The organism is Vibrio sp. D417a (assembly GCF_030248595.1).
In the GTDB taxonomy this organism is placed as follows: domain Bacteria; phylum Pseudomonadota; class Gammaproteobacteria; order Enterobacterales; family Vibrionaceae; genus Vibrio; species Vibrio alginolyticus.
This window is the reverse complement of record NZ_JAHGAM010000004.1, coordinates 210836-233598: the sequence shown is the minus strand read 5'-3', so window position 1 is coordinate 233598 and position 22763 is coordinate 210836. Positions and strand designations below refer to the sequence as shown.

The window sequence follows — 22763 nt, the reverse complement described above, 5'->3', positions numbered from 1 at the left end:
AATCTACATTAGCATTGACTTAATAATATTAATTAGTAATATCTAATAAAATGTAATGTAGTAATGAAGAGGCATAAGAATGGGCGACAGTATGCTACAAAGTGCGACCGAAGCGAGTGAGCTGCTTAAAATTATGGCTCATCCAGAGCGCCTAATCGTGATGTGTAAGCTGATTGAAGGCGAGAAAGGGGTCGGTGAACTTTTTGAAGGTTCATCATTAAGCCAATCTGCTTTTTCACAACATCTCACCGTATTGAGAAAGCACGACATTATTAAAGCTAGAAAAGTTTCTCAGCAGGTATTTTATTCAATTTCTGATGAAAGAGTTGGTCCGCTGGTTGAGGCCTTTAAGCAAGTTTTCTGTAAGTAATTAGTTTGGCGGTTGCTATGTTTGAAGTTCCTTGGATGTCGCTGTTGGGCGGCATAATAGTTGGCGTATCAGCGATAACACTGATGCTATTTACTGGCAAGACTGCTGGGATCAGTGGGATCTTAAACGGTGCCGTTGAGAACGCAGATCGCGTTTGGCGCATTGTTTTTTTAATTGCGATGGTATTAGGTGGCGTGTTTGCTGTTTATGTTCTTGGCGGGCATGTACCAGAACAGTACAGCGGCTCTGTTGTTTTAGTTATCGTTGCTGGCTTGTTAGTCGGTGTCGGTACGCGTATCGGCAATGGTTGTACTAGTGGTCATGGCATTTGTGGGATAGGGCGTTTCTCAATCCGTTCTGTGGTCGCGACGTGTACTTTTATGGCCACAGCCATGTTAACCGTCTTGCTAGTATCGTGAGGAATAGTGCCGTTATGAAAACTCATGTAATGAAAAGTATTAAGCAAATGTCCGTTGTTGCATTTTCTGGTGTGCTCTTTGGTATTGGTATGGTGGTCTCTGGTATGGCTGAACCGGCAAAAGTGATTGGCTTTCTCGATATTACTGGAGCATGGGATCCAAGCTTAGCCTTTGTAATGGGCGGAGCACTTGCGGTGTTCGTTCCAGCTTATCTTTTATTAATAAAGCCAAGAAGCGAATCTGTGTTTGGTGATGAGATTGTATGCCCAACTTCTAAAGCGATAGACAAAAAGTTAGTCGGTGGTGCTGTACTGTTTGGTATTGGTTGGGGGTTACTGGGTGTGTGTCCTGGTCCTGCGGTTGCCAGCCTTTTCACTGGCAACACACAAGTTCTGCTCTTTATAGTGGCAATGTTGGCTGGGTCATTCACCGCTAAAAGAGTGGTTCGTCAATAAAGAAAGTACTTCAACGTTAAAAATAGTACTTAAACGCTAAAAAGTGAGTGTCGTAGAAACCGGGCAATGGTCACTCAGTTTATAGTCGAGTACATCTTGTGTTTTGAAAACGGTTTGAACACCAGACGACGCCTTTAAATCACCACTCACAATAATGTGGTCTATCACCGAGCGGAATTGGTGGGTTTTATTCGGATTACGATTAGAACGCACTTTACATTCCGCTTTAGTGTCTTTAGTCACTAGATTTGCACTAGTATTGTCCGATATCACGTCCCACAACCAATCTCCTTGATAACCCAAGTTGTGGTTAAAGTCGCCAAGCACGACATAATGTTGTTTGTTGTCCTCGCGCGCCTTTATCCACTTAGCTAGTGCCTGTCCTTGTTGTTTCACTATCTTACAATCGCGGTTATTACGATACGTGCCACTGCAACCCGCTTTCAGATGTACAGAGAGTAGGTGAGTCTCGTTTTCTTGGTTTGGATTTAATATAAGGTAGCTCGCGAAGCGCAGCTTGCTGTTGCCTCGTGTGATAGAGAAGTCTGGCTTGTCTAATACGCTTACACCATTGCGCACGGCAAAGCCTGTGTATTGGTTGGTGTCGTTAAACTGAAGGTGTCGGTTGGAGGCGTTTGAACGATCGGAAAGATAGATAGTGAAGTCATTGCCAACAGCTTTTTGCATTGCAGCGACGCTTTCGACTTCTTGAAAAGCAAGAATGTCGGCTTGTGTTTTATCCACATAGTGGGTCAGTTTTTCAAAATCTTGTGGTGTTCTCGACACTTTTCCACCATCTATAGATAACCATTCTATGTTCCAACTGGTTAGATTGATGGAGTTTTGAGCAAATGAAAGAGAACTAAAAAGTAATATTAACGTAACAAAAAGTGATCGCATTTTGGCCTGTTGCACTCCTATCTTTTAGCGTATTCCTTTCCATCCTTTATCCTACAAGACCTCCAAAAATAGCAAGTAGATTTAGTACCAATTTTGCAATTTTCATGGTTTTCTTCGCAACTGAGATCAACGCCAATAAGATCGATTTCTTCTTGTTCGCTAGCCAATCTTTATTGATCAAAATCAATGTTTTCGAGTGGTGCTTCTCGTTAAATACGCCACAATATATTGTGTTGCTAGAATAAAAAATAACCCCATATAGTGTGTTTATGGATAACTCTGTGAGTATGCTCGGGTAAGGAGAACAAGGTGAAACCAATCGTAATCAAACGCGACGGATCAAGAGCTCCGTTCAACAGGGATCGTATCCAAGCAGCAGTTGAAGCAGCAGCGGAAAACAAAGATAAAGATGTCGCTATTTATGCTCTTAATGTGGCTCTTGCTGTCGAGTTACAGTTAAGAGAACACGATGAAGTTCATATCCATGAGATTCAAGACTTAGTCGAAAATGAACTCATGCAAGGTCCTTACAAAGCCCTAGCGCGTTCTTACATTGAATATCGCCACGATCGCGACATCGCTCGTGAGAAGCAAAGTGCACTAACTCGCGAAATCGAAGGTTTGATTGAAGAAAGTAATCTGGATCTAATCAACGAGAACGCGAACAAAGACGGCAAAGTAATTCCGACTCAACGTGACTTGTTGGCTGGTATCGTAGCGAAACACTACGCGAAGACGCACATTCTTCCTCGCGATGTGGTTCAAGCGCACGAAGTGGGTGACATTCACTACCACGATTTAGACTACGCACCGTTCTTCCCAATGTTTAACTGTATGCTTATCGATCTTAAAGGCATGCTGACGCATGGTTTTAAAATGGGTAACGCTGAGATTGATACGCCAAAATCAATTTCGACTGCAACAGCGGTAACAGCACAAATCATTGCTCAAGTCGCGAGTCACATTTACGGCGGTACAACCATCAACCGTATTGATGAGGTTCTAGAACCGTACGTAATCACAAGCTACGAGAAACACCTAGAGATTGCAAAAGAGTGGAACATTGCTGAGCCAGAAGAGTTCGCAAAAGCGCGTACTGAGAAAGAGTGTTACGACGCATTTCAATCTCTAGAATACGAAGTAAACACGCTGCATACAGCGAACGGTCAAACCCCATTCGTTACGTTCGGTTTTGGTCTTGGTACAAGCTGGGCATCACGCCTGATCCAGAAATCGATTCTGAAGAATCGTATTGCAGGTCTAGGCAAGAACCGTAAAACAGCGGTATTCCCTAAACTTGTATTCGGCATCAAAGATGGTTTGAACCACAAATCAGAAGATCCAAACTACGACATCAAGCAACTTGCGCTTGAGTGTGCGTCTAAGCGTATGTACCCAGACATTCTTAACTACGACAAAGTAGTGGAAGTAACCGGTTCATTCAAAACGCCAATGGGTTGCCGTAGCTTCCTTGGTACTTACGAAGAAAACGGTGAGCTGATTCACGAAGGTCGTAACAACCTTGGCGTCGTGAGCTTGAACCTTCCTCGTATCGCTATCCGTGCAAACGGAAGCGAAGAGAAATTCTACGAGCTTCTAAATGACCGCCTACGTCTTGCTCGTAAAGCACTAGAGACACGTATCTCTCGCCTTGAAAACGTGAAAGCACGTGTGGCCCCAATCCTATACATGGAAGGCGCATGTGGTGTTCGCTTGAAAGCAGACGACTCAATCGCAGATATCTTCAAGAACGGTCGTGCGTCTATTTCTCTTGGTTACATCGGTGTACACGAGACAATTAACGCGCTATTCGGTACAGAAGCGCACGTTTATGATGACGCTGTTTTGCGTGAAAAAGCGGTCGCGATCATCAAGCATCTAAAAGATGCTGTGAATCAATGGGCTGACGAAACAGGTTATGGCTTCAGCTTATATGCAACGCCAAGTGAAAACCTATGTAGCCGTTTCTGCCGCATCGATGCGAAAGAGTTCGGCGTAATTGAAGGCGTAACAGACAAAGGTTACTACACCAACAGCTTCCACCTAGATGTTGAGAAGAAGGTGAACCCATACGACAAGATTGACTTTGAGATGCCTTACCCAGAAATCTCAAGTGGCGGCTTTATCTGTTACGGCGAGTTCCCGAACATGCAACGCAACGTTGAAGCACTAGAAAACGTATGGGACTACAGTTACACCCGAGTGCCTTACTACGGAACTAACACGCCAATTGATGAGTGTTACGAGTGTGGCTACAACGGCGAGTTTGACTGTACAAGCAAAGGCTTCACTTGCCCAAGCTGTGGTAACCATGACTCAACTAAAGTATCAGTAACACGTCGAGTTTGTGGCTACCTAGGCAGCCCAGATGCACGCCCGTTTAACTTCGGTAAGCAAGAAGAAGTGAAGCGCCGAGTTAAACACCTGTAAGGTTAACTACCACTCGTTTTACACTTTGAAAATCAACTTTAAACAGGTTGATTTTCTCTTTCTCGATAACACAGAGACGCATTATGAATTACCACCAATACTATCCAATTGACGTTGTTAACGGACCGGGTACGCGCTGCACGCTGTTTGTGTCGGGTTGTGTGCATCAGTGCCGTGGCTGTTATAACCAGTCGACGCAACGTTTGGATTCTGGTGTACTTTTCACGCAAGAAGCGGAAGACAAAATCATCGCTGACTTAAACGACACGCGTATCAAACGCCGTGGCTTGTCGTTGTCGGGTGGAGATCCGCTTCACCCTGCTAATGTGCCTCATATTTTGAAGATAGTGAAAAGGGTGAGAGAGGAGTGCCCAGGTAAAGACATTTGGGTTTGGACTGGCTACACGCTGACGGAACTGAATGACGCGCAAAGGGAAGTGGTGCAATACATCGATGTTTTGATTGATGGTAAGTTTGAACAAGACAAGAAAGACCTCAATCTCGAATGGCGTGGCAGTTCAAACCAAATCATTCATCGCTTTACGGACATCTAATCAAGCATTCTCCGCACATAAAAAGGGCTCACGCGTGCATAACGGGTGAGCCCTTTTGGTGTGAGTTCGTTAATGTCTTTTTGGTTACGCTGTCACCGATTGGTCATCTTCAACCATATTATTTATCCAACGTTTAGATTGAATACGGTAAGTCGTCAGTACGCCTTTCACTAACTCTTCCGCGAGCAGAGACATCAAGACAAAATGCAAAGGCAGCCCTAGCACCATGCCTGTGTAATAAGTAAGGGGGATGCCAATAGCCCACTGACCGAACGTGTCGATGAAAATGCTATAGCGAATATCAGCGCCACTCTTTAGTACGCCGCCAATCCCAACCATGTTAAACACCCTCAAAATCATACCTAGCGCCATGACTAAACATACGTTAAGTGCCATGTCTGCATCGGTTAACGGGCTCAGTACCAATAGGTGATGAATCATGGGCGAGCTCAACCACACTAGGAAAAACAGCAAGGTGGCTAAGATTGCGCTGGTTAACACATACCACCACGCCGTTTTCTCGACTCGGTCATAATGTTTTGCACCAATATCATTCCCAAGAAGAACGGATGCAGCGACCGCAAATCCCATAAAGGTTGAAATCAGTACCCCTTCAATCGGTGATAAGAATGAGATGATCGCCAGTTCTGAAACGCCCAATTGCCCATAGATGATGCTGTAAACGATCAATCCACCAGTCCAAAGCGCATCGTGGACCAACATGGGTAAAGAAACCTTAAAGTACTTTTTTCGATACTGTTTTAGGCGGCCTTGTACCCAATCGAACTTAGTCGGAATTAGGTAAGCATATCGTTTGTAGAAAAAATAAATCAAGACGGCGGTTTGGAAAAATCGAGAAACAAAACTACCTACGGCTGCACCAAATACGCCCCATTGAGGGAAACCAAATAAACCAAAAATCAAAACATAATTAAGCGCGACGTTAACGACAATGGCGGAGATACTAACGTTGGTTGCCAGTTTGGTTTGGCCCACGGAGCGCAATACCGCTTCAATCGGTACTACTATCGCCGTAGCAATGAGGCTAAAGCCCGTAACCACAAGATAATCACGTGCATAAGTGACGTATTCAGGATCGTCTGACATAAAAGAGACGATCTCTTCATCAAAAATCGCATAAAGAACGATAAACGGCAGCGTCACCAAAATGGAAATAAACCAAGATTGCGCCAACGTTCTGCGAATTCCGGCTAGGTTTCCTGAGCCGTAGTATTGAGAAGCAAGTATGGTAACTGCACCGCACAGGCCAAAGACAACCGCTAGGTTGAAGAAAAAGATACGATTTCCAACACCAACTGCTGCCGTTGCAGATTCACCGAGTAGGCTTACCATGAAAATATCCACGACGCCGAGCAAAGCAAAAAGCATGGACTGAAGTGAAACAGGTAGGCCAATCGTAATCAGCTTTTGCCAAAATGCTTTATCGATGTATTCGCGTGTTAAGAGCATCGCATTTCTCCTTAAAGATTAATGCGAGTAGTTTATCCTCATGATTTGGCGGTGTATTTTTCAAAGGAATCCAAAACCTTTGTAAAACTCTCTACTAACGCACATGTGAGCCAATAAATCATGGAAGATAAACAAGAACGCTACGCGATTTCAGAAAAAACTTATCAAGAGTTTATTGATCACAGTCGAGTATTAGCACTTGAGGAGAGAGGCATTGTGCAGTGCGGCATTGCCACTTGTCGTGACTTCTTCTCTGTTTATCGTAAAAACCAAAAGAAACACATGCTGCTCTATACGGTGCGTGGTAAAGGGTGGCTAGAGAGTGGGACTTATCGATACGATTTGGAACCGGGCTCGTTGATTACAGTACCCGCAGGTGTTGAAAACGGTTTTGGTATAGAAGAAGAACCTTGGCAGATCGCGTGGCTTTTTCTTGCTCCTGATAGAGAGTGGCCGATATTAGAATGCGATGTTCGCTACCAGCTTTCATCTACACCTGAAGTGATGTATGCATGTATCCAAACGTTACTACGCAGCATTAACCTTCCAATCGATTATGGTGGTGCGGTAGGTGAGCATAGTGTGGCTCAGTTAGAGCTGATGTTAAACATGCCGCCCTCAGAGTCGATATCACGCAGCCAATTGAGGCTTCGGCGTGTATTTGACCTTGTCCAACGTCAGCTCCATAAGGATTGGAGCGTTGAGCAGGTGGCGGCTCTATATCCATGTTCGGAGCCTCATTTGCATCGACTGACTCAAAAGCAGTTTGGTCGAAGCCCAATGGCACATTTAACGCGTATGCGCATGGAATATGCTGCTAGGTTACTTCGTTCAACAGAATGGCCAATTCAGCATATTGGAGAAATAGTCGGATATCCGACCAGCGCTAACTTTAGTACACGTTTTAAAGCGTGGTCGACCATGACACCAAGAGAGTTTAGAAAAAACGGTAGAGTGGATTGGTACAACGAGGAGTGAATCGTTCTTTTTCTGAACGATAGAGCGCACAAAACTCACCGCAATCCAGAATTTTGTTCTCTAATTGATGAAATAAGTGAAAAATCATTTCGTCATTTTTTGCGATGGTGTTAACGTGAGGTTCGGTACTTGAATTTCAAAGGGTTATGACTTTCATGTTTTCTAATCTCCCAACTCCCGTATTAGATCCTATTTTATCTCTATCCGTTGCATACCGTAACGATGAACGTCCAAACAAGGTTGACCTTGGCATTGGCGTATACAAAAACAGCGCAGGCGAAACGCCGATTATGAAAGCCATTCAAATGGCGCAGGATGTCGTTGTTGAAACTCAAAAAACCAAGTCTTATGTTGGTCTTGCAGGTTGCGAAGAATTTAATAAAAGCATGATCAATTTGCTACTGACGGGAACGTCTGCAATGGATCGTGTTGCAGCTATTCAAACGCCAGGTGCAAGTGGTGCGCTGCGTATGCTCGGTGATCTAATGAAGATCGCACAGCCAGATACGACGGTTTGGATTTCCAACCCAAGCTACGTAAACCACAAGCCAGTGATGGAAGCAGCAGGCCTTAAAGTTAAGTTCTACCACTATTTCTCTTCGGAAACGAAACAAGTAGACACCGAAAAAATGATGGATGATCTTGCGAAAGCTGGGCCTTCAGATGTGGTACTTCTTCATGGTTGTTGCCACAACCCAACTGGTGCGGATATTGACTTCTCTGCTTGGCAAGCCATTACAGAATTGTCGCAGAAGAACGGTTTCATCCCATTTGTGGACATTGCTTACCAAGGCTTCGGTGATGGCCTAGAAGAAGACGCAAAAGGCCTTCGTTTTATGGCAGATAACGTTGAAGAGATGTTGATTACTACTTCATGTTCGAAGAACTTTGGTCTGTACCGTGAACGAACTGGTGCAGCGATTGTGGTTGGTAAGAACATGCATGATGTAACCAATGCAAAAGGTAAACTCCTCACTCTAGCTCGCTCGACTTACACGATGCCACCCGACCATGGTGCAGCTTTAGTTAAGACCATTCTGCAAGATGACAATCTCACTTCCGTTTGGAAGCAGGAATTGAGTGAAATGCAACATCGTTTGGTTAGCCTTCGTCAAAGTTTGTGTAACGAGTTGAGAAACAACCATAATACAGATCAATTTGATTTCATTGAGGGTCACAAAGGCATGTTTACTGTGCTAGGCTTTAGTGGAAACCAAATGGCGCAACTGCGTGAAGATTATGGCATTTATGGTGTTGGCGATGGTCGAATTAACATTGCCGGACTTACCGAAACTCATATTCCATACGTAGCGGACGCAATTAAGAAAGTATCTCAAGCTTAATTGGAGTGTGGATGAAAAACTGGAAACTGATTCTGCCGCTTATGATGAGCGGCAGTTTAATTGCTTGTACGTCAACTCAAACGACGCAGGAACCTGTTGAGCCAGAGTCGCCAAAGGTCGAAGAGCCCGTTAAAGTCGAGCCAGAAGTGAAACCTGATGTAGATCCAAAGCCAGAGGTGGAGCCCAAACCAGAAGCGAAACCTGAGAAAAAGCCGGAACCAAAGCCTAAGAAGCCAGTCAAGGTCACAAAAACACCCGATGGCATGTTAATTCTTGGTTCTGAAGAATGGGTTTATGTTCCTGAAATTGACCAGACTTTCAAGGCTAGAGTCGATACAGGTGCGACAACATCATCAATTAGTGCGACTGACATTGTTCCGTTTGAGCGTGATGGTAAAGACTGGGTTAAATTTAAGATAGATTTAGGTGACAAAGACACTAAAGAATTTAAAGTACCCGTTGAGCGCTGGGCTAAAGTTAAGCAGTCTTCGTCAGAAGAGGTGGATAAACGAGCGGTGGTAAAAGCCTACATTACCGTTGGGGATCACAAAGAAAAGACAGAGTTTACGTTAGCGGATCGCGGACATATGACGTTTCCAATTTTGCTTGGTCGAAGCTTTTTTAGAGATATCGCCGTTGTAGATGTATCGAAAAAATATGTGCAAGATAAACCTAAAAAAACCGCTAAAAACTGATGTATTAAAGCTAGTTTCTGCTACAAGCTAATAATTCGTGATTAACAAAAAATGGCCTCCAAAATCGGAGGCTATTTTTATTGAATCATATGCTTGCTTGTGATGCCCTAGTAGTCATGTCCACTAAAATGCAAAACGAGCAGACATTACAATTTGCTGGCCATAGACACCATTATTTTTGAAATCTGCACCAAGCGATAGTTGCTGAGTTGAGTGGAATCGTGCGCCCAGATTGTAAATGGTGTTCGAATCGTCATTATCTATGATTTGGCCGATACGGCCATGTAGCTCAACATTTTGCATAAACCAAATACGAGTGCCAATATTCACTTCCGTGCGCCACTCGTCGCCCACTTTATCACTGCCGTTCTCTTTAATGTTGTGTACCAACATTTGGCCATAAATATCTGCAAATTGGCCTGCTGGCCCATTAAAGCCTATACCACCAGCAATGTCCCAGTCTCCGCTAAACTCACTGTCTGCGCGAGCAATGAAATGGGTATTCTCTGTAAAGTAGGTATTGAACTCGCCACCAAATGTACCAGGGCTAGTACCCATGCGAAATTCCATCGTGTTGTAGTTGAAATTATTTGCATGTGCGGAAAGTGGCAAAATAGCACACAAACCAAAGGCTGCAACCTTTAGAGCTTTACCTAGCATGGTGTCTCCGGGCAAGATGATTAAAATGAACAAAAAAATGGTCTGCAAAAAGCAGACCAAGATTGATAAAGCTATCATTTTAAGTGCTTGCCGTCACTATTTAGCTGTAATCGTCACTACATCATGTTGATATGCACAGCAATCGGGGTTTGTTTTACATGACCACGAGTTGTTCGACTTCAATCTCTGGTTTGTTCCCGCCTTCAAATTCGCCAAACAAACGGACTTTAGTCTTGTGATCAATCGGAGTATTTAGCTGAATATCATCATCGAGTTCGACCATCACTTCACCGGAACCATCGCTAAAGACAAACTTATCCGCGCGAACTTGACGCAATAAGTTACCTTCAACGACCACATCTTTTTCAGTAAACATATTGGAGTCGTTTAGCAAGGCATCCAATTTTTCCACAGTGACAGGACCGTTAAACTGCAAGTTTGATTGGTTTTGAGCGTTATCTTTCGCGAACGCGATAGAAGGAGCAATAGCTAAGGCGGCGATTGTTGCGATAATTGTATTCTTTTTCATGTTACATCCTCATCGGTTTGTTTTGATGGGGCCATTAAAACAGGGCTTGTTTGAACCAATGATGATTTCAACATTCATATTCTATTCATTTGCTTGAGTAAGTGGGGACGATGACGTTATGATTGTTCATCTTCCTCTATTCCTTACAAATGTTCATGAAATCAGCGATCCCATCTTTAATGGTTCAAGGCACCACTTCGGATGCCGGAAAAAGTGTCCTTGTGGCAGGTTTATGCCGTGTATTAGCAAGAAAAGGGATAAATGTTGCCCCATTTAAGCCACAAAACATGGCATTAAATAGTGCGGTAACCAAAGATGGCGGTGAAATAGGTCGAGCACAGGCCGTTCAGGCACAGGCGTGTAATATTGAGCCAACCGTACATATGAATCCGGTTTTAATTAAACCTAACAGTGATACAGGTGCTCAAATCATTTTGCAGGGTAAGGCGATTTCCAATATGGATGCGGCTGGCTTTCATGATTACAAGAAAGTGGCGATGGACACGGTGTTAGATTCCTTCTCTCGTCTGACTCAAGAATTTGATTCGATCATTATCGAGGGCGCGGGGAGTCCTGCTGAAATCAATTTACGAGAAGGCGATATTGCAAACATGGGTTTTGCTGAGGCCGCTGATGTACCAGTGATCATTGTCGCTGATATTGATCGTGGTGGAGTGTTTGCACATTTGTACGGAACACTTGCGTTACTTTCTGAATCTGAACAAGCGCGAGTAAAAGGATTTGTTATCAACCGTTTTCGAGGTGATATTCGTTTATTGCAATCGGGCCTCGATTGGCTAGAAGAAAAAACAGGTAAATCTGTACTTGGTGTACTTCCTTTTCTTCATGGTTTGAATTTAGAAGCAGAAGACGCGATCACTGCACAGCAAGAGTTGCACTCTGAGGTAAAACTGAATGTTGTTGTGCCTGTTTTAACCCGGATTAGTAATCATACTGATTTTGATGTGCTGCGATTGAATCCAGACATCAATCTACGTTATGTAGGTAAAGGCGAAAAAATAGATAAAGCCGACCTGGTTATTTTGCCTGGGACCAAATCGGTCAGAGACGATCTGGAGTATCTAAGAAGCCAGGGGTGGGATAAAGATATCTTGCGTCATATTCGTCTTGGTGGAAAAGTGATTGGTATCTGTGGCGGCTACCAGATGCTTGGAAACTTGATTGATGATCCAAACGGCGTCGAAGGCCAACCAGGTCAAAGCGAAGGACTTGGCTTGCTTGATATCACTACGACGCTAACTAACAGCAAACAGCTTACAAACACACAAGCACAGCTTTCTCTTAACGGCAAAACAGCCAATGTAAAGGGTTATGAAATCCACGTAGGGCGAAGTGAAGTACGGGGCCTGCAACCTCTTACATTCAGTTCCGGTGAAGCGGAGGGGGCGATCAGCGAGTGTGGCCAAATCATGGGAACCTACCTTCACGGGTTCTTTGACGAGGCAGCTGTCTTAAGCCTGGTATCAGAATGGGTAAACGGCACCCAAATCAAACAACAAGACTTTGAAGAGTTAAAGGAGCAAGGCATTAATCGCATCGCAGATGCGATAGAACAACATGTGCGCCTTGATTTTTTGTTTAAATAGCCCATTAACTGATTGAACTTTATATTTAAATAACCTGTTCTTTCGCTTGCCTTGTATTGGAGTATCTCTATGAAAGCATGGAAACAGTATGCTTGCCTTACGGTAGTATTAAGCATTTCATTTTCAGCAAACGCATCAACGAACCTAAAAGTGTATGCAGCCTCTTCTATGACGAATGCGATTAACGAGATCGCGCAAAACTTTGAAGAAAAGTATGACGTTTCTATCACTCCCGTTTATGGTGGTTCTTCTTCTATCGCTCGACAAATTATCAATGGCGCACCAGCGGATGTATTCATTTCTGCGAACACGAAATGGATGGATTATTTGGTCGATAAAGACGTCATTTATCGTGACAATGTCACAAATCTAGTGCGCAATAGCTTAGTGTTGATTGCTCCTCAGTCTTCAGAATTAACCTCATTTAACTTTTCTGATGCAAAGGTATGGGAGAAGGCATTGCATGGAAATCGTCTTGCTTTAGGCAATCCGACGTCAGTACCTGCTGGTATGTACGCGAAAGAGTCATTGACTACACTGGGTGTATGGAAAGCGGTTCAAACTCACGTCGCACCAGCAAAGAATGTGCGCTTAGCTTTGGCGTTGGTTGAACGTGGAGAAGCGCCTTTAGGTGTGGTCTACAAAACCGATGCTCAGTTAACTGATAAAGTCAAAATTGTCGGCGAATTTGCGAGTGATACGCATGCGGCTATTGTTTACCCGGCTGCAATTGTGAATGATTCTACTGAGTCGGAGCAGTTCTTCCAGTACCTAAAATCGGACGAAGCCGCACGCGTTTTTGCTCAATATGGCTTTCAGCAATAAACCGGCCTTCAATTATAGGAACGAAGCGTGACAGAACTGGAATACCAAGCCTTAATGTTAAGCCTCAAAGTAGGCGCGTACGCAGTACTTTGGCTGATTCCTCTCGGCGTTTTTCTTGCTTGGCTACTTTCTCGAAAAACGTTCTTTGGTAAATCGATTCTCGATAGCTTAATTCATTTACCACTGGTATTGCCGCCAGTGGTAATCGGCTATTTGTTGTTGATTTCTTTAGGACGACAAGGGTTCCTTGGAAAGTGGCTCTATGAAAACTTAGGGGTAGTCTTTAGCTTTAATTGGAAAGGGGCAGTAGTCGCTTGTCTTGTCGTGGCTTTGCCTTTGATGGTTCGTTCAGTACGCTTAAGCTTAGATAGCGTCGACCCTAAATTGGAGCACGCAGCCTCTACGTTAGGCGCTTCTCCTTTAAAAGTGTTTCTCACCATCACGTTACCACTGACCATTCCCGGAATTATTACGGGCACGATGCTGTCATTTGCTCGTAGTCTTGGCGAATTCGGGGCGACGATCAGTTTCGTCTCTAACATTCCGAGTGAGACCCAAACGATTCCGCTGGCAATGTACAACTTTATTGAAACGCCAGGTGCAGAAATGCAGGCGGCTCGTCTGTGTATCATTTCTATCGCGTTAGCCTTGTCTACATTAATGATCTCTGAATGGCTAAATCGTAAAGCGGCAAGCAGATTGGGTGCGAAGCAATGACGATTAAAGTCCAATTTAAACAAATGCTTGGTGAGACTGACTTCGACATCAAACTTAAGTTACCCTGTAACGGAATTAGTGCCTTGTTTGGACGATCTGGTGCTGGTAAAACGACGTTGATTAACATCATCAGCGGATTGGTCACTCCAAGGCAAGGGTATGTTGCGGTTGGTGAGCATGTTTTGTTTGACAGTGAACAGGGAATAAACCTACCAACGCACAAGCGTGGCATTGGTTATGTGTTTCAGGATTCACGTTTGTTTCCTCACTATTCGGTTCAAGGCAATTTGTTGTATGGCGTTAAAGAAAAAGATGACGAGTATTTTGATGCAGTCACCGAACTCTTGTCTATCAAACCGTTACTAAAGCGCTTTCCGGTATCACTTTCTGGTGGTGAAAAGCAACGTGTTGCGATTGCGCGCGCATTGCTATCTAAGCCCAATTTGCTTTTGATGGATGAGCCACTTGCCTCACTCGATATGCCAAGAAAGCGTGAGGTAATGCCTTTTCTCGAGGAGTTGTCGGAGAAGGTAAATATCCCTATTATCTATGTCACACACAGTCTCCAGGAAATTTTAAGGCTTGCTCAGCACCTTGCAATTATTGACCAAGGTAAAATTTCGAGTTCAGGTAAGCTCGAAGAGGTGTGGGCTTCTCATGCTATGCGTCCATGGCAATCTTTCTCAGATCAAAGCAGCTTATTTGAAGGCCGGATTGCTGAACATCATGAACGTTATGCACTGACTTGTATCAGCCTTGCACCTAATGTATTCCTGTGGGTGCAAAAGATTGACGGAACACCAGACACGCCAATACGCTTGCAAGTGCGTGCCAACGACGTTTCTATCACGCTCGAGCAGCCCAAGGCGACGTCGATTCGAAATATTCTGCCTGCTATTGTCGATTCCATCGAAGTGTTTAACGCAGCCGATGACAAACAGAGTATTAATGTATCACTCAAGCTAGACGAGAAATGTTATTTGTGGGCAACGATCACACCGTGGGCCCTTGATGATCTCAACCTAAAAGTTGGTAGCCGTGTTTTTGCACAAATTAAAGGTGTCAGTGTGACACAAAAAGATATGGCACTAGCGCCTCATTAACCGTTTAGACTGATTTACGCTTCATGATCAAAAAAGGCCGCAAAGTGCGGCCTTTGTTACTAGAAGAATGTCGGAATTACTTCGCGAATACTTCTTTGAATTCACGCTTAAGAAGTGGGTCACGACGTGCTTTCTTCAGTTGCTTAACCATGTCTTTCACGCAGTTGTGAAGCACATTATCAAGTAGTTGAGCACGGTATTCTTCTTTATCTTCATCTGTCATGTTTTCTGGCAGATTAAGAGTAGGGAACTCTTCCATCACATTAATACCAGCGAATGCTTGGCCTACAGAAACTAGAGCATGAAACTGTTCAAAGTTGTCTAGAATGTTCTGTGCACTTGCTGGCATTTCGTCCCATGATTCACGTACCGCTTCTTCAGACACTTCATGGATAGAGGTAACCATTTCGAACATTTGCTCTGGAACTTCGTCAAATTCGATAACTTTACGTAGCTCTGGAGAAATGCTGGCTAGATCGATTTTTTTGCTTTCGCTGTTAGTTGCTTCTGACATGGTGTGTCTCTCATTACAAAAAGGCGGGAATATTAATACCAAATGCATCAAATAGCTATACCCATTAGTCCGCAAGATGACCAAAGTGAATGAGTTTGTTGAACTTCTGCTCACAGGCCATGATTAGATAGGGTAACGTTCAGTCTAATTGCTTTATGCAATGGATTCCGTGATATTCAAACAAAAATATAGCACTTAATTATGAGTCGAATGCAACAACTCTATGAGTATGGTATATGTTTAATAAAGACATAATTAAAAATGGAACGCGTTATGCAACCGATAGGGACATCGATGCGAATCCTTCTGGTTGACGATGTTCAGCTAGACAGGATGCAGCTGGCTATTCGTCTAAAGCAACTTGGACATATTGTAAAAGCCGTAGGTAGTGGACTAGAGGCGTTAAATACCTATGAGAGTTTTGATCCGGAACTGGTGTTACTCGATATATCAATGCCAGATATGAACGGTTTTGAAGTCTCTCTTCATATAAGAGAAACGTTTCCGGATTGGATCCCAATTATTTTCTTGAGTAGTCACGAAGAGCCAGAAATGATTGCTAAAGCCATAGATGCGGGCGGTGATGACTATTTAATTAAGCCGGTAGATAAACTGGTACTGAACTCTAAACTTATCGCAATGCAGCGTATTGCTCATATGAGACGAGAGCTTAAGCAAGCGACAGCTCAATTGGAGCAGGTTAATCAACTTTTGACTCAGCAAGCGAATGAAGATGGCCTAACCAAACTCTATAACCGCCGTTATATCGACCATAAGTTGGAATCGATGGTTGCATGGCATGGCCGTCACAACATGCCAATGGCTTTGATTCTATTGGACGTCGATTTTTTTAAACCGTTTAATGATAATTACGGTCATATTGAAGGCGATCGTTGCTTGCAAGCGATTGCGAATCAACTCAAGGCTACTTTTTGTCGCTCTGGGGAATATGTAGGTCGATATGGTGGAGAAGAGTTTGTTGTGTTGCTAGGGTGTACCGACACTCAAACAGCAGAAAGAGAAGCCGAGCGTATACAAGAGGCTATGTATTTTCTCGATTACCCACATGATTATTCTAGTGTGTCAAATAGAGTGACAGTGTCACAAGGTGTTTTTGTTTTTCAACCGACAGGGAAAGAAGTGCAATCAGACTTGTATGCAACCGTTGATAAAGCACTATATACCTCGAAGTCTTTGGGAAGAAACACACATACTGTAGTTAATTCTTTTTAAAAACAAAATCTTATGAATGCTACTCTTTTTGTTGCGTTGTCACTTTTTAGTGGTTATTTTAAAGCTAACTCAAAGTAAGATAGGCAAACAGTGCGAACGGAATGTCGCAATCGGGCGTATACCTTATACCTTTGATTAGATAGATGACATCGGGATAGTGGCAACGATGAGTGCAGTTATTATGCTGATGGGGAAGTTCGGTTTTGTTTTAAACCCAGACAAGCTTGTTAACTTTCACGATTGGTTAGGGCCTAACGAAGCTTTATGCAGTTACGTCCCGCCTTTTTCGCTTTGTAAAGTGCTTCGTCCGCTGATTTAACAACGTCCAGAGGAGCTTGCCCATTCCGGCTATCAGCAACTCCGAAACTTGCGGTAACAAAAACCGACTTTCTTTTCGAACTGTTGCTACCACGACGTTTTTGTCCTTGTTTATGGTTCTCAGGGCGAGATTCTTCATCGCGTAATATCATCTCGTATTCTGCAATCGATTTGCGAGCTTCTTCCAAAAAGTTCTTACATTCGTCAGCGTATTTGCCTTTAAAAACGATGGTAAATTCTTCTCCGCCAAATCGATAAACTTTTGCGCCGCCTGGGGTTTTAGTGAGGCGCGAAGCGACCATTTTTAGAACGTCATCACCAGTATCGTGACCGTAGGTGTCGTTAAACTTTTTAAAATGGTCAACATCAAGCATTGCGATCGTGAACTTCTTACCCATGTGTTTTAGATCGAGATCAAGTGCACGTCTGCTCGGAATCAGCGTTAGGCTATCGGTGAAAGCCAGTTGATGGCTAGCGGAAGCGGCATAAATAATGATAAGCAGCCCTGTTAGCGTAAACATGGTGCTTGATATGTACTGCACATCAAAGAAAATGAACGTCGCAGACGCCAATACCATGGCAGAGTAGGTCATCGCATGGATAATTTCATTCTTCTTTAAAACAAGGATTCCAAGAAAACAGACAATACCCACGCAATATAAAACAAGAATTAAAGGCAGTTTAGAGACGGTCGGTACAATAAATAAAATACCGCTTGTCCATTGTTCAAACCCTCCTTCAACGTAATATGCTAGCGTTAGATAAGACCAAAGAACGAACATTGCTAACATCAAGATATAAGTCAACATGGCTCTGGAGTCAAAACCTTCTTTACTAAACAAAAATACCGTAAGAAACGAGACAGGAAGTAACGTGGCTAAAATGGTTAGCTCAAGTAAAGCGGTACCACTTTGAAGCGGGACTTGTAGGCGGTGCTGTATCACGAAGTAGGCTAGCAACATTGCCAAGCACACCATGGACTCTCTGCCTTGCTTAAATGAATAACAAAGGAGTAGCGCACAACCTAATAGTATGTACGGCAAGTTTGCGGCAATGCCCCAGTTTGCCTGAGTCATCTGAATAATGCTGTCCATGCCCGAACTCACTATGCCCAGTAGCAAAAAAGGGAATAAGAATCTGAAGCCTGATGAAGTCATTGACGATGAGGACATCTATTACAAACTGCCTGAAAATAGTTGACTATATAATTGGTTAGGTAAATCGTTTTATCAATATGGATATTTATCCGTTATTGAATTTCGAACTTTGAGAACTAGCAAGAATACGTCTATTTGTTCCTTTTCCCAAGTATTTTGGAAGACATTACGGCAAAAAGAGAGAGATTGATTAAATTAAGAGCAATCAATAAGTTGTTATAAACAAGTCGTTGCTATACTCATTTCATAGGAAAAAGGAGATTTACAGATGCAAATAAGCTCAGATGTGCACAACTACATGGAAACATTAGTAGGCCAGGTTCTCAGTTTGCCCGAATTTTTAGAACAGTATGACAACGAACAGTTAGCCGATATTGCTTGCCTTGCGCTTATCCAGCTCAAGCCTGTCTATATCCGTCATGATATTGATTTTTTGTCTTCACTTCCTGAACAAAAATTAAGCCAGTTTAAGCAAAGCGCGGATATAGCGGTGAAAAACGCCGCAGAAATGGTGAAAGAAGACAGGCGTAAGAACCGAGAGTATGATGTGCCTGTAATTTTTTCCCATACTAGTTATGATGATGACAAAGAGTTGGATTGGTATGAAAAACCGATCCTTAACGTTAATATTAAGTAAGAGTCGCTCAGTTGACTAGTGAGCTGACCCAAGGAGGAATCGTGGGATTTTTTTCGCGTTTGTTTGGTGGTAGTGAGAAAACGGTTGAAGCCAAAAATATCGAACCAGTTGAGTATAAAGGTTTCCTTATTTACCCAGAGAGCCTTTCAGAGGGCGGACAATATCGCATCGCTGGTCGAATAGAAAAGCATGACAATGATGAAGTGAAAACACATCGGTTTATTCGCTCCGATTTGCTTGGCTCAGAGCAAGATGCCAATGACCTTATGTTGAAGAAATCTCAAATGTTTATTGATCAAATGGGCGATAAAATCTTCGACTAGCAATTTACTGCAATTTGATTCCAGTCATCTTAAAAAGAGCCATTAGTGTATATGCTAGTGGCTCTTTCTTTTTAACGCTTAAATCTCTGTTAAGTCAGTATTTAATCGTTACCTGGTTAGACCTCAGTCTAGTACGGTGTTGCGTTGTTATTTTTCGTGCACAGAGCGACAATAATTCATTACTTAGCGTTATATGTAATGAAATTTAGTATTTAAATTACAAAACACTTGAAGTAATGAGACGCGTTCGATACAAACAGAATAATAACAGGGCTGTTAGTCAAGGTGTTATTGTGCAAATGGGTGTCCCCAAACATCATCTTTCGTTTGCAATTGTCTTGCGTGGTAAACAGATAGAAATAAAAAAGAATTAGAGTAGAGCGACGCTCTGTTTTGGGACTAATTTATTGATATGTATACAAGGAGTATGCGTTTTGCAAATCGGTGTACCTAAAGAGATACTCGCGGGTGAATCGCGAGTGGCTGCATCGCCGAAGTCGGTTGAGCAGTTAATAAAATTGGGATTCGATGTCGCGATTGAATCCCAAGCGGGGGTGCTAGCGAGTTTCGATGATGCCGCTTATGAAGCAGCTGGTGCGAAAATCGTTTCTAGTGAAGAAGTTTGGGCATCTGGCCTTATTTTAAAAGTTAATGCGCCAATTGTGGATGATGAGCAAGGCATTGACGAAATTGCGTTACTGCAAGATGGAGCAACACTGGTTAGCTTTATTTGGCCGGCTCAAAATGCTGAGTTGATGGAACAACTTTCCAGTAAGAACATTAACGTTCTTGCCATGGATTCCGTTCCTCGTATCTCACGTGCACAAGCCTTAGACGCGCTATCTTCGATGGCTAATATCGCTGGTTATCGTGCAGTGGTTGAGGCAGCTCATGAGTTTGGTCGTTTCTTTACAGGTCAAATTACGGCTGCCGGTAAAGTACCTCCAGCGAAAGTATTGGTTGCGGGGGCTGGCGTCGCTGGCTTGGCGGCTATCGGTGCTGCAGGTAGCTTAGGTGCCATTGTCCGTGCGTTTGACGTCCGCCCAGAAGTAAAAGAGCAAGTTGAATCGATGGGCGCTGAGTTCCTGACCGTTGACTTTCAAGAAGAGTCAGGCTCTGGGGATGGCTACGCAAAAGAAATGTCTGATGACTTCAACAAAAAAGCGGCAGAGTTATACGCAGAGCAAGCTAAAGATGTTGATATCATTATTACGACCGCGCTCATCCCTGGTAAACCTGCGCCGAAGTTGATCACCAAAGAAATGGTCGACAGCATGAAAGCGGGCAGTGTAGTTGTCGACTTGGCAGCTGCTAATGGCGGTAACTGTGAATATACAGTGAAAGACCAAGTTATCATGACGGATAACGGCGTAAAAATTGTTGGTTACACTGACATGGTTGGTCGTTTGCCAACACAATCTTCTCAGCTTTACGCGACAAACCTTGTCAATCTTCTAAAACTGCTGTGTAAAGAGAAAGATGGCAACATCAATATTGATTTTGAAGATGTTGTTATCCGTGGCGTTACCGTGGTGAAAGCAGGTGAAGTTACTTGGCCAGCGCCACCAATTCAGGTTTCAGCTCAGCCGCAAGTGAAACAAGAACAGCCTGTAAAGCCAGAGCCTAAAGTAGAAGAACCTACGTCTCCAACGAAGAAAATTATTGGTGTGGCAGCGGCTGTTGGAGCCTTTGCATGGGTAGCATCGGTTGCTCCGGCAGCGTTTCTTTCTCACTTTACTGTATTTGTTCTAGCGTGTGTTGTCGGATACTACGTAGTATGGAATGTTACCCATGCACTTCATACTCCACTAATGTCAGTAACGAATGCTATCTCTGGCATTATTGTCGTTGGTGCATTACTGCAAATTGGACAAGGTAATGGCGTCGTTTCATTCCTATCTTTTATTGCCGTATTGATCGCGAGTATCAATATCTTCGGTGGTTTCACCGTCACCAAGCGTATGCTTGAAATGTTCCGCAAAGATAAATAGGAGTCACAATGTCTGCAGGATTAGTACAAGCAGCTTACATTGTTGCTGCATTATTTTTCATCATGAGTTTGGCGGGGCTTTCAAAGCAAGAGTCTGCTCGTAATGGTAACTACTACGGTATCGCTGGTATGACGATCGCGCTAATAGCGACGATCTTTAGCCCAGATGCGCAAGGTTTTGGTTGGATCATTATCGCGATGGCGATAGGTGGTGCGATCGGTATTTTCTATGCGAAGAAAGTAGAAATGACCGAGATGCCAGAACTGGTTGCGATTCTACACAGTTTTGTAGGTTTAGCTGCGGTTTTAGTTGGCTACAACAGCTACCTAGATGCGCCAGAAGCAGCAACACATGCTGAGCATGTTATCCACCTTGTAGAAGTATTCTTGGGTGTGTTCATCGGTGCCGTAACTTTCACCGGTTCAATTGTCGCATTTGGTAAGCTGCGTGGTGTGATTTCTTCGTCGCCACTTAATCTGCCTCATAAGCACAAAATGAACCTCGCAGCGGTTGTTATTTCTACGCTTCTTATGATCTACTTCGTAAAAGCAGATGGCAGCATGTTCGCTCTTATTGTGATGACTTTGATCGCGTTCGCATTCGGCTACCATTTAGTCGCTTCAATCGGTGGTGCAGATATGCCAGTTGTTGTCTCTATGTTGAACTCATACTCAGGTTGGGCAGCAGCGGCAGCAGGTTTCATGCTAGCAAATGATCTATTGATTGTAACAGGTGCTTTGGTAGGTTCATCAGGTGCGATTCTTTCTTACATCATGTGTAAAGCAATGAACCGTTCGTTTATCAGTGTTATTGCCGGTGGTTTTGGTCAAGAGATAGTGATTTCAGGTGACGAAGAGCAGGGCGAATATCGTGAAACAACGGCTGAAGAAGTTGCAGAGATGTTGAAGAACTCAAAATCAGTAATCATCACTCCAGGATATGGCATGGCAGTAGCTCAGGCACAATACCCTGTTCATGAAATTACTGATGTACTTCGTTCACAAGGTATTGAAGTTCGCTTTGGGATTCACCCAGTAGCGGGTCGTCTACCGGGGCATATGAATGTGTTACTCGCTGAAGCAAAAGTACCGTATGATATCGTTCTTGAAATGGATGAAATCAATGATGACTTTGCAGAAACCGATACCGTATTGGTTATCGGTGCTAACGATACGGTCAACCCAGCCGCACTGGAAGATCCGAACAGCCCAATCGCTGGTATGCCCGTATTGGAGGTATGGAACGCGAAAAACGTAGTGGTATTCAAGCGCTCAATGAATACTGGTTACGCAGGAGTACAGAACCCACTGTTCTTCAAAGAAAATACATCAATGCTATTTGGTGATGCGAAAGAAAGTGTTGAGTCTATTTTTAAAGCACTTTAACCATTCTTGATTTAAAACTATACAGGGTCAGCAATCGCTGGCCCTTTTTTGTTCCGTTTCAATGTTATAGTAATGCAAATCCTTCTGTTAGCAGATGTCAATTGCTTGTAGATTGATGTATAGTTTTGGCTAATGTAACAAGTGACGGTA

The 22763-nt window shown here is 43.4% G+C and carries 23 protein-coding genes; 17 read left to right on the top strand and 6 right to left on the bottom strand.

Annotation, left to right across the window (positions count from 1 at the left end; genetic code table 11):
- Positions 1-79 precede the first annotated feature (79 nt).
- Genes KI742_RS04850 through KI742_RS04840 form a run of 3 tightly spaced genes read left to right on the top strand, consistent with a single transcriptional unit; the run spans position 80 to position 1244 of the window.
- A complete protein-coding gene (locus KI742_RS04850; RefSeq protein ID WP_005376206.1) occupies positions 80-370 on the top strand; it encodes a metalloregulator ArsR/SmtB family transcription factor in 291 nt (96 codons plus the stop codon).
- A gap of 5 nt (positions 371-375) precedes the next feature.
- Positions 376-789: a YeeE/YedE family protein gene (locus tag KI742_RS04845; RefSeq protein WP_372058356.1), complete on the top strand. Its 414-nt coding sequence runs from the start codon at positions 376-378 to the stop codon at positions 787-789.
- 14 nt (positions 790-803) lie between these two features.
- Positions 804-1244 carry a YeeE/YedE family protein gene (locus KI742_RS04840; RefSeq protein WP_031781165.1) on the top strand — a complete coding sequence of 147 codons (441 nt, stop codon included), beginning with the start codon at positions 804-806 and terminating at the stop codon, positions 1242-1244.
- 36 nt (positions 1245-1280) lie between these two features.
- On the opposite strand, the gene KI742_RS04835 is transcribed toward KI742_RS04840, so the two are convergent.
- Positions 1281-2144 (bottom strand): endonuclease/exonuclease/phosphatase family protein, encoded by an 864-nt coding sequence (locus KI742_RS04835; protein ID WP_285384877.1) that lies wholly within the window; start codon positions 2142-2144, stop codon positions 1281-1283.
- Between the two features lie 309 nt (positions 2145-2453).
- On the opposite strand from KI742_RS04835, the gene nrdD reads away from it, so the two are divergent.
- Together nrdD and nrdG are read left to right on the top strand one after the other, a co-directional pair.
- Positions 2454-4574 carry an anaerobic ribonucleoside-triphosphate reductase gene (gene nrdD, locus KI742_RS04830; RefSeq protein ID WP_005388026.1) on the top strand — a complete coding sequence of 707 codons (2121 nt, stop codon included), beginning with the start codon at positions 2454-2456 and terminating at the stop codon, positions 4572-4574.
- Positions 4575-4657: 83 nt separating this feature from the next.
- A complete protein-coding gene (nrdG, locus tag KI742_RS04825; RefSeq protein WP_005376213.1) occupies positions 4658-5128 on the top strand; it encodes an anaerobic ribonucleoside-triphosphate reductase-activating protein in 471 nt (156 codons plus the stop codon).
- An 84-nt stretch (positions 5129-5212) separates the two neighbouring features.
- Here nrdG and KI742_RS04820 read toward each other — a convergent pair whose 3' ends face one another.
- Complete coding sequence (locus KI742_RS04820) at positions 5213-6598, bottom strand: MATE family efflux transporter (RefSeq protein WP_182016091.1); 1386 nt, start codon at positions 6596-6598, stop codon at positions 5213-5215.
- 120 nt (positions 6599-6718) lie between these two features.
- Between KI742_RS04820 and KI742_RS04815 the strand changes: the two genes are divergently transcribed.
- The 3 genes from KI742_RS04815 (at position 6719) to KI742_RS04805 (ending at position 9614) form a co-directional block, all read left to right on the top strand.
- Positions 6719-7576, top strand: coding sequence for an AraC family transcriptional regulator (locus KI742_RS04815; protein ID WP_025767758.1), 858 nt, complete (start codon positions 6719-6721; stop codon positions 7574-7576).
- 155 nt (positions 7577-7731) lie between these two features.
- A complete protein-coding gene (locus KI742_RS04810; protein WP_025767759.1) occupies positions 7732-8919 on the top strand; it encodes an amino acid aminotransferase in 1188 nt (395 codons plus the stop codon).
- A gap of 11 nt (positions 8920-8930) precedes the next feature.
- The gene (locus KI742_RS04805) at positions 8931-9614 is read left to right on the top strand and encodes an ATP-dependent zinc protease (protein ID WP_005388032.1); all 684 of its coding nucleotides are present in this window, start codon (positions 8931-8933) and stop codon (positions 9612-9614) included.
- Between the two features lie 123 nt (positions 9615-9737).
- Here KI742_RS04805 and KI742_RS04800 read toward each other — a convergent pair whose 3' ends face one another.
- On the bottom strand, positions 9738-10274 hold the full coding sequence (locus KI742_RS04800; RefSeq protein WP_017634623.1) for a hypothetical protein: 537 nt from the start codon (positions 10272-10274) through the stop codon (positions 9738-9740).
- Between the two features lie 154 nt (positions 10275-10428).
- Entirely contained in the window at positions 10429-10803 is a 375-nt protein-coding gene (locus tag KI742_RS04795) for a YgiW/YdeI family stress tolerance OB fold protein (RefSeq protein WP_170893237.1), read from the bottom strand.
- Between the two features lie 155 nt (positions 10804-10958).
- Here KI742_RS04795 and KI742_RS04790 point away from each other — a divergent pair, with 155 nt between their 5' ends.
- The 4 genes from KI742_RS04790 (at position 10959) to modC (ending at position 15055) form a co-directional block, all read left to right on the top strand.
- Positions 10959-12410, top strand: a complete 1452-nt coding sequence (locus tag KI742_RS04790) for a cobyric acid synthase (RefSeq protein WP_170893236.1) — start codon at positions 10959-10961, stop codon at positions 12408-12410.
- 69 nt (positions 12411-12479) lie between these two features.
- The gene (gene modA, locus KI742_RS04785; RefSeq protein ID WP_170890093.1) at positions 12480-13235 is read left to right on the top strand and encodes a molybdate ABC transporter substrate-binding protein; all 756 of its coding nucleotides are present in this window, start codon (positions 12480-12482) and stop codon (positions 13233-13235) included.
- Between the two features lie 27 nt (positions 13236-13262).
- Entirely contained in the window at positions 13263-13952 is a 690-nt protein-coding gene (modB, locus tag KI742_RS04780; RefSeq protein ID WP_285384875.1) for a molybdate ABC transporter permease subunit, read from the top strand.
- Positions 13949-15055 carry a molybdenum ABC transporter ATP-binding protein ModC gene (gene modC / locus KI742_RS04775; protein WP_237306153.1) on the top strand — a complete coding sequence of 369 codons (1107 nt, stop codon included), beginning with the start codon at positions 13949-13951 and terminating at the stop codon, positions 15053-15055. The genes modB and modC overlap by 4 nt, the downstream gene beginning before the upstream one ends.
- A gap of 76 nt (positions 15056-15131) precedes the next feature.
- On the opposite strand, the gene KI742_RS04770 is transcribed toward modC, so the two are convergent.
- Positions 15132-15569, bottom strand: a complete 438-nt coding sequence (locus KI742_RS04770; protein WP_005376232.1) for a DUF3069 domain-containing protein — start codon at positions 15567-15569, stop codon at positions 15132-15134.
- A 273-nt stretch (positions 15570-15842) separates the two neighbouring features.
- Between KI742_RS04770 and KI742_RS04765 the strand changes: the two genes are divergently transcribed.
- The gene (locus KI742_RS04765; RefSeq protein ID WP_213899942.1) at positions 15843-16802 is read left to right on the top strand and encodes a diguanylate cyclase; all 960 of its coding nucleotides are present in this window, start codon (positions 15843-15845) and stop codon (positions 16800-16802) included.
- A gap of 251 nt (positions 16803-17053) precedes the next feature.
- Here the strand turns inward: KI742_RS04765 and KI742_RS04760 are convergent, their stop codons facing one another.
- Positions 17054-18292 (bottom strand): diguanylate cyclase, encoded by a 1239-nt coding sequence (locus KI742_RS04760; RefSeq protein ID WP_258650136.1) that lies wholly within the window; start codon positions 18290-18292, stop codon positions 17054-17056.
- A gap of 253 nt (positions 18293-18545) precedes the next feature.
- Between KI742_RS04760 and KI742_RS04755 the strand changes: the two genes are divergently transcribed.
- From KI742_RS04755 to pntB, 4 genes are all read left to right on the top strand, one after another.
- Positions 18546-18914, top strand: coding sequence for a late competence development ComFB family protein (locus KI742_RS04755; protein WP_005376241.1), 369 nt, complete (start codon positions 18546-18548; stop codon positions 18912-18914).
- A 41-nt stretch (positions 18915-18955) separates the two neighbouring features.
- Positions 18956-19237, top strand: a complete 282-nt coding sequence (locus KI742_RS04750; RefSeq protein WP_005376244.1) for an HlyU family transcriptional regulator — start codon at positions 18956-18958, stop codon at positions 19235-19237.
- A 434-nt stretch (positions 19238-19671) separates the two neighbouring features.
- Positions 19672-21228: a Re/Si-specific NAD(P)(+) transhydrogenase subunit alpha gene (locus KI742_RS04745; protein WP_213971870.1), complete on the top strand. Its 1557-nt coding sequence runs from the start codon at positions 19672-19674 to the stop codon at positions 21226-21228.
- Positions 21229-21236: 8 nt separating this feature from the next.
- Positions 21237-22613, top strand: coding sequence for a Re/Si-specific NAD(P)(+) transhydrogenase subunit beta (pntB, locus tag KI742_RS04740; protein WP_005376248.1), 1377 nt, complete (start codon positions 21237-21239; stop codon positions 22611-22613).
- Positions 22614-22763: the final 150 nt, after the last annotated feature.

Excerpts from the sequence above, each read along its gene's own strand:
- KI742_RS04850 (WP_005376206.1), top strand. The coding sequence starts at position 80 with ATGGGCGACAGTATGCTACAAAGTGCGACCGAAGCGAGTGAGCTGCTT.
- KI742_RS04840 (WP_031781165.1), top strand. The coding sequence starts at position 804 with ATGAAAACTCATGTAATGAAAAGTATTAAGCAAATGTCCGTTGTTGCA.
- KI742_RS04835 (WP_285384877.1), bottom strand. The coding sequence starts at position 2,144 with ATGCGATCACTTTTTGTTACGTTAATATTACTTTTTAGTTCTCTTTCA.
- nrdG (WP_005376213.1), top strand. The coding sequence starts at position 4,658 with ATGAATTACCACCAATACTATCCAATTGACGTTGTTAACGGACCGGGT.
- KI742_RS04820 (WP_182016091.1), bottom strand. The coding sequence starts at position 6,598 with ATGCTCTTAACACGCGAATACATCGATAAAGCATTTTGGCAAAAGCTG.
- KI742_RS04815 (WP_025767758.1), top strand. The coding sequence starts at position 6,719 with ATGGAAGATAAACAAGAACGCTACGCGATTTCAGAAAAAACTTATCAA.
- KI742_RS04810 (WP_025767759.1), top strand. The coding sequence starts at position 7,732 with ATGTTTTCTAATCTCCCAACTCCCGTATTAGATCCTATTTTATCTCTA.
- KI742_RS04805 (WP_005388032.1), top strand. The coding sequence starts at position 8,931 with ATGAAAAACTGGAAACTGATTCTGCCGCTTATGATGAGCGGCAGTTTA.
- KI742_RS04800 (WP_017634623.1), bottom strand. The coding sequence starts at position 10,274 with ATGCTAGGTAAAGCTCTAAAGGTTGCAGCCTTTGGTTTGTGTGCTATT.
- KI742_RS04795 (WP_170893237.1), bottom strand. The coding sequence starts at position 10,803 with ATGAAAAAGAATACAATTATCGCAACAATCGCCGCCTTAGCTATTGCT.
- KI742_RS04790 (WP_170893236.1), top strand. The coding sequence starts at position 10,959 with ATGAAATCAGCGATCCCATCTTTAATGGTTCAAGGCACCACTTCGGAT.
- modA (WP_170890093.1), top strand. The coding sequence starts at position 12,480 with ATGAAAGCATGGAAACAGTATGCTTGCCTTACGGTAGTATTAAGCATT.
- modC (WP_237306153.1), top strand. The coding sequence starts at position 13,949 with ATGACGATTAAAGTCCAATTTAAACAAATGCTTGGTGAGACTGACTTC.
- KI742_RS04770 (WP_005376232.1), bottom strand. The coding sequence starts at position 15,569 with ATGTCAGAAGCAACTAACAGCGAAAGCAAAAAAATCGATCTAGCCAGC.
- KI742_RS04765 (WP_213899942.1), top strand. The coding sequence starts at position 15,843 with ATGCAACCGATAGGGACATCGATGCGAATCCTTCTGGTTGACGATGTT.
- KI742_RS04760 (WP_258650136.1), bottom strand. The coding sequence starts at position 18,292 with ATGTCCTCATCGTCAATGACTTCATCAGGCTTCAGATTCTTATTCCCT.
- KI742_RS04755 (WP_005376241.1), top strand. The coding sequence starts at position 18,546 with ATGCAAATAAGCTCAGATGTGCACAACTACATGGAAACATTAGTAGGC.
- pntB (WP_005376248.1), top strand. The coding sequence starts at position 21,237 with ATGTCTGCAGGATTAGTACAAGCAGCTTACATTGTTGCTGCATTATTT.